We start from the raw sequence: 5,567 nt of genomic DNA, 5'->3' as shown, positions 1-5,567 counted from the left end.
CGTCGCGCATCCGGCCCGCACCGCCCACACCACGAGCAGGAGCAGGCCCAGGGTCGCCGCGATGCCGAGGTTCGTGTCGCTCGGCTCCTGCCAGGCGGCGTACGACGCCAGGCCGGCGCCCACGAGGATCGCCAGCAGGATCCAGGACAGCGTTCGACGCACGCCCCGGCGGACCGGGAACTGCGCATCGGTGCTGGCCTCGAGCGCGTCGAGATTGTCGACGGGCTCGGTCCAGCGGCCGTGCCTGACCTCCGGCGCGGCGCGCACCCGCGGCGGCGGGGCCGGGCGGACCGGCTCCACGGGTGCGGGCGCCGCCGCCGGGAGCGGCTCGACGGGGGCGGGCGCCGGAGCCGCGGCGCGTGGTGGGGGCCCGCCCGGCGGGTCCCCGCGCAGCGCCTCCACCACCGAGCGGCCGGCCTGAGAGAGGTCCCGGGCCGGCAGGGAGTCCCGGGGTGGCAGGGACTCCCCGGCCGGCAGGGAGTCCCGGGGCGGCAGGGAGCCCAGCGGGGCGCCGACGACCCGGGCGTCCCGGGCATAAGTGGCGCGCTTGTCGAGCCAGGCGCGGATGCTCTCCGTGTCCGGCCCGAACTCGTTGCTGCTCCCCACGAGCGAGTCCTCCCTGTTCCCTCTCCCGTCTCAGGCTACGGGCGGCGGTCCCGTCCGTCCTCGGTCCACCGGTCCCGTCCGCGTGGTCAGAACGGGCCATCGAGGCATGGTCCGGCCGGGGTTCGCGGTAGATTCGAGAGTGATTCCCAGTCCATCGCCCCAGGAGGCCCGGTGTCCGAGACCGATGCGCGCCCCGGCGCGCTGCGGCCCACCCGTCAGCGGCGGGCGATCACCGAGGCGCTGGCCCGCGCCCACGACTTCCAGAGCGCGCAGGAGATCCACGACAGCCTGCGGCGCAGCGGCGACAAGGTGGGCCTCGCGACCGTCTACCGCACCCTGCAGGCGATGGCGGAGACCGGCGACGTCGACGTACGCCACAACCCGGCCGGGGAGGCGACGTACCGCCAGTGCAGCGACTCCCACCACCACCATCTGGTCTGCCGCTCCTGCGGGCGCACCGTGGAGATCACCGGCTCGGCGGTCGAGCGGTGGGCGCACGCGGTCGCCGACGAGCACGGGTTCACCGAGGTCAGCCACACGGTGGAGCTGGTCGGGCTGTGCGCGGAGTGCAGCGCCCGTCGCTGACGAGCCGTCGGGTCACAGCGTCATCACGTCGAGCCGCTGGGCCACCAGGCCCGGGAAGGCGGTCGCGGGGCTGACGCCGAACACGGACTGGACGACCTCCGACAGCACGTGCCGGTAGTCGGTGGTGACCGGCAGGTCCGCGTCGACGGTGTTGAGCAGTCCGGGCCACTGACCGACGTACCGCCCCCCGCGGACGCCGGCGCCGATCACGAACATGACGTTGCCGTGGCCGTGGTCGAGGCCCTGGTTGGCGTTCTCCTTGACCCGACGGCCGAACTCGCTGATCGTCACCAGCGTCACCCGGTCCGCGAGCGCGCCGAGGTCGGCGAAGAACCCGGCGACCGACCCGGCGAGGTCCTGGGCCATCGAGCGGAGGCTCCCGCTGTCGGGGGTGCCGATGCGCACGTGGTGGTCCCACGAGCCGTGGTCGACGGTGACGACCTCGACCCCGACGTCGGCCCGGATCACCCGGGCCGTGGCCGCCAGCGCCTGGCCGAGATCGGTGTCGGGATAGCCGGCGCCGTTGGCCGGATCGGGGGGCGTCGCGAGCACCGGAGCGAACCGGTCGACGACCTCGAGCGTGTCGGTGACGGCAGTGGCCAGCGGGCCGCCCGCGCCGTCCCACATGGTGCGCAGCGCCCGCTGACGGGCGGCCGCCTGGGTGGGCGTCGACGTGCCGGGCAGCCGGATGTCCTCCGGGCGGGAGACGGTCATCGCCGGGTGCCGGCCCGCCAACTGGGTGGAGAGCACGCCGGAGCCCTGCTGGATCGCCCGCAGCGGCGAGCCGATGCTGCCGGCGCCGAGCACCCGGTTGAGCCAGCCGATCCGCTCCTGGGTGCCGGGGTCCGCGTCCTCGACGGCCTCCATCGCGGCGAAGTGGGAGCGGTTCGCGACCGGCAGGCCGGTGGCGTGGACCGCGGCCATCGCGCCGCCGGTCCACAGCGGCACCAGGGGAGCGAGCGCCGGATGCAGGCCGAACATCGCGTCGGCGGCCAGGAGGCGCTCGGCCGGGACGCGGATGGTGGGGCGCGCGGCGGCGTACACCGGATCGCCGTGCGGCACCACCAGGCTCAGCCCGTCGGCCGCGCCCCGCATCGACAGGACTACGAGGGTGCGCGGTGCGGTGCCGGTGGCGGCGAAGGCGGTCTGGGTGAAGGCGGAGCCGTACGTCGCCGTGGCGACCCCGGCGCCGAGCGCGCCCGCGCCGCGGAGCAGCGCGCGCCGGCTGGTCACGGCATGGCGGTAGTCGCTGCAGCACGGATCGGTCATGGCGTCCTCGCTCGGTCGGTGCTCGGTCGGTGCTCGGTCGGTGCTCGGTCAGTGCAGGAGATGGTCGGGGCTGTCGAGCAGGACGGCCAGCAGGTGGGGCATCCGCCAGGTGGCCAGCGCGTGCTGGTGCCCGATCAGGGTGGTCGGCGCGATGCCGAGCGCCTCGACGCACGCTTGGACGACGCGGGGCGCTGCCCGGGTGGCGAACAGGCGGACGGAGAGCCGGTCGACCACGTCGGCGAAGGCGGTCGGCTCGGCGGGCAGCCAGGACGCGTAGGCGCGGTAGGTCATGTCCACGTCCGGCCACCAGCCGCCGCCGGTGGTGAGGTGGAAGTCCATCGATGCCAGCACCCGTGAGGTGGAGGACCACGAGGCGTCGTCCGCAGGCGGGCCGTCGGGCCGCGGCCACTCGAAGGGCGGCTGCCCGAGCGAGTAGGCGAACCAGAGCAGGCTGTTGGCGCCGGACTCGTCCGAGGTCGGCGGGTGGACGTCGACCTCGAGCGCCCGGTAGGTGGCGACGAGATCGCCCAACGGCGTCCGCACCTTCGGGGCCGCGGACCGCAGCTCCGGAGCCTGTGCCAACGCCCGCAGGACCGGCCGGATGTCGGTGTCGTGGTCGAGGTAGGTCTGGGCGAGGCGCTCGACGAGCGCGGCCGGCGGGTCGTCGCCGACGAACCTCACGGCCAGCTTGCGCGCCAGCCGCCGGGCGGTCAGGGGGTGGTGCGCGAGATGGTCGAGGTAGGCCGCGATGACCGCGCGCCCGTCGGGATCGGCGTTGGCGCTGGTGAACCCGAGCACCGAGACCGGGCCCGTCCAGTGGCGCTGCGGGTTGTACGACGGCGCCCAGGTCCGCCACGTGTCGACCTGGAACCCGGTGAGGATGCGCGCGGAGGTCTTGACGTCGTCCTCGGTGTAGTTGCCCGCGCCGACGGTGTGGAGCTCGAGGAGCTCGCGTCCGAGGTTCTCGTTGGGCGCCCACTTGGTGGAGAAGGCGTTGTCGAGCGAGAGCGACATCGCCGGATGCGTGATCGCCGCCTGGAGCAGGTCGGTGAAGCGGCCCAGGGCGTGCTTGCGGACGACCATGCCGTAGTCGCCCCGGAACGGGAAGACGAGGTCGTCGCTCAGCGGGATGTGGAGGTGGTCCTCCCAGAACTCGCTGATCACCTCGTGCAGCTGGCGGGTGGAGTAGACGCGCCGAAGCAGGCACCACCGGGCGTAGTGGGCGACGCTGACCCAGCCGGGCTGGGTCCCGTCCTGGTGCAGCTTCCAGATGCCGTCGTACCCCATCGACAAGGACGGCCACCACGACAGCAGTCCGTCGGCGCGCGGGTCGGCGATCGAGGCCGGGTCGAGCTGCTGCTCGAACCATCCGGGCCAGCCGCCGGCGGCGCGGACCTGCTCGTGCAGACCGGCGCCGTAGCCGTAGGAGAAGCGGGAGAGCACCCGGAGTACGTCGGCGGGCAGCGCCTCCCCGACCGGCAGCGGCGTCGGCACGCCGGACGGCGGGGTGGGGTTGACGATGACCGGCGGCGTGGGCGGCAGACCGGGCGGCAGCTCCGTCGGCGTGCCCGGCGGCGGGCTCGGCAGACCGGCGTGGCGCGATGGCTTCCGGTGGAGGCGGTGGCGGCAGGTGCGCCGGTGCCGGCAGGTGTGCTTCGGGTGGAGCGGGCACCGGTGCCAGCCCTGTGGCCGACCGGTGACCACCCCACCCATGAGCGCGCGCACCCACCGGCGCCGGGTCAGCGCGACATCGTCCTGCATCCCCGCACCGGGTCCGCCGGAAGACTGCTCGCGCATCCATCCCCCTCTGCCTCACCGTGGGGATCGGCGGGGTGAGAGCGGACCTGAGGAGCCTGGCGCGCTTTCCTCGGGCCTGCGCCGGAGTTCGTGCGTGAGTAGGCCGTGCGGGGCTCGAACCCGCGACACTCGGATTAAAAGTCCGGTGCTCTACCAACTGAGCTAACGGCCCGGGGCGAGCCTAGCGAGCCGAGCTGCGTGGCGGTCGGGGACCTCGGCCCTGCGGGCGGTGTCCCTGTTGCGCGGTGGCGGCGGACCGCACACGCAACCGGGTCAGTCGTCGTACTCGGGCGTCACGACGGGCAGCGTCCCGTCGACGACGGCCCGGGCGATGCTGTCGCGCAGCCGGTCGCACACCGGGGGGAGGCCCTTCACCGCGGAGCCGGGCGACCAGGAGGAGCAGGCGGCCATCGCCTCGTCGGACCACTGGACCGAGGTCTGTTGCCAGCTGGCCTTGCGGACCAGCACCTCGGCGGCGCACGACGAGCACGTCACCGGGTGCATGGGCGCGTCGGCGAGCCGGTTGTCGGGCCGCACGGCCATCAGGCGTCCTGGGGCTCGCGCACCGCGGCGGCGGCTGCCTCGGCGGCGCGGCGGGCGACGTTCTCCTCGACCTCGCGCTTCCAGGCCTCGATCGGCCGGGTGGTGTCGAGCTCGAACTCGAAGCGCTCGGTCATCTCCGGCCGGACGTCCGCGACGTCGACGTAGAACTGCTCGTACCAGCGGCGCAGCTGGTAGACGGGGCCGTCCTCCTCGCACAGGAGCGGGTTGTCGATCCGGGTCTTGTTCTTCCAGATCTCGACGTCCTGCTCGAAGCCGAGGCGGACGGTGGCCACCATCTTCGCGGCGAGGGCCTCGGCGGCGGCCGGGTCGTCGTCCTCGACCTCGGGGCGCTGCATGCTGATGCCGTAGAGCAGCATGAACGAGTTCTCGTCGATCGGGTAGTGGCAGTTGATCAGCACGGTGCGGGTGTCGCCGTGCTCGTAGTGGTAGATCAGGTCGTCGATCATGAACGACGGGCCGTGGTAGGTCGCCACGGAGGTGTTGCCGAGCCGCTTCGGGGCGCCGATGGCGACCTCGGCGGGGCGCATGTCGTCGCGGTTGACACCCTTCTGCAGCTGGGTCGCGGTGTGGCCCTCGAAGGTGTTCTTGAAGTACGTCGGGAAGGCGTGGTGCACGTAGAAGAAGTGCGCCATGTCCACGACGTTGTCGATGATCTCGCGGCAGTTGGTGTTGACGACCGTGGTGGCCCACGCCCAGTCGGTCCACGCCGGGTCGGAGGGGCCGCCGTCGATGCGCGGGATCGCCTG

5 protein-coding genes, 1 tRNA gene and 1 pseudogene are annotated in these 5,567 nt (G+C 73.5%); 1 reads left to right on the top strand and 6 read right to left on the bottom strand.

Features of this window, described 5'->3' with window-relative positions; genetic code table 11:
• A partial coding sequence (locus FHP29_RS21475) for a hypothetical protein (protein WP_205013813.1) occupies positions 1–606 on the bottom strand: 606 nt, incomplete at its 3' end.
• Positions 607–777: 171 nt separating this feature from the next.
• Between FHP29_RS21475 and FHP29_RS02250 the strand changes: the two genes are divergently transcribed.
• The gene (locus tag FHP29_RS02250; RefSeq protein WP_139621250.1) at positions 778–1,191 is read left to right on the top strand and encodes a Fur family transcriptional regulator; all 414 of its coding nucleotides are present in this window, start codon (positions 778–780) and stop codon (positions 1,189–1,191) included.
• A gap of 12 nt (positions 1,192–1,203) precedes the next feature.
• On the opposite strand, the gene FHP29_RS02245 is transcribed toward FHP29_RS02250, so the two are convergent.
• From FHP29_RS02245 to FHP29_RS02225, 5 genes and pseudogenes are all read right to left on the bottom strand, one after another.
• A complete protein-coding gene (locus FHP29_RS02245) occupies positions 1,204–2,460 on the bottom strand; it encodes a DUF1501 domain-containing protein (protein ID WP_139621249.1) in 1,257 nt (418 codons plus the stop codon).
• A gap of 48 nt (positions 2,461–2,508) precedes the next feature.
• Complete coding sequence (locus tag FHP29_RS02240) at positions 2,509–4,257, bottom strand: DUF1800 domain-containing protein (protein ID WP_139621248.1); 1,749 nt, start codon at positions 4,255–4,257, stop codon at positions 2,509–2,511.
• A gap of 99 nt (positions 4,258–4,356) precedes the next feature.
• A tRNA-Lys gene (locus FHP29_RS02235) sits at positions 4,357–4,429 on the bottom strand.
• Between the two features lie 101 nt (positions 4,430–4,530).
• The gene (locus FHP29_RS02230) at positions 4,531–4,800 is read right to left on the bottom strand and encodes a hypothetical protein (RefSeq protein WP_139621247.1); all 270 of its coding nucleotides are present in this window, start codon (positions 4,798–4,800) and stop codon (positions 4,531–4,533) included.
• Positions 4,800–5,567: pseudogene (locus FHP29_RS02225) on the bottom strand (3-ketosteroid-9-alpha-hydroxylase); the annotation flags it as partial. The gene FHP29_RS02230 and the pseudogene FHP29_RS02225, both read right to left, overlap by 1 nt.

It is taken from the genome of Nocardioides albidus, from assembly GCF_006335005.1.
In the GTDB taxonomy this organism is placed as follows: domain Bacteria; phylum Actinomycetota; class Actinomycetes; order Propionibacteriales; family Nocardioidaceae; genus Nocardioides; species Nocardioides albidus.
This window is presented reverse-complemented; position numbering and strand designations above follow the sequence as displayed.

Coding starts and splice junctions, on each gene's coding strand:
- FHP29_RS02240 (WP_139621248.1), bottom strand. CDS start 4,257: ATGCGCGAGCAGTCTTCCGGCGGACCCGGTGCGGGGATGCAGGACGAT.
- FHP29_RS02230 (WP_139621247.1), bottom strand. CDS start 4,800: ATGGCCGTGCGGCCCGACAACCGGCTCGCCGACGCGCCCATGCACCCG.
- FHP29_RS02245 (WP_139621249.1), bottom strand. CDS start 2,460: ATGACCGATCCGTGCTGCAGCGACTACCGCCATGCCGTGACCAGCCGG.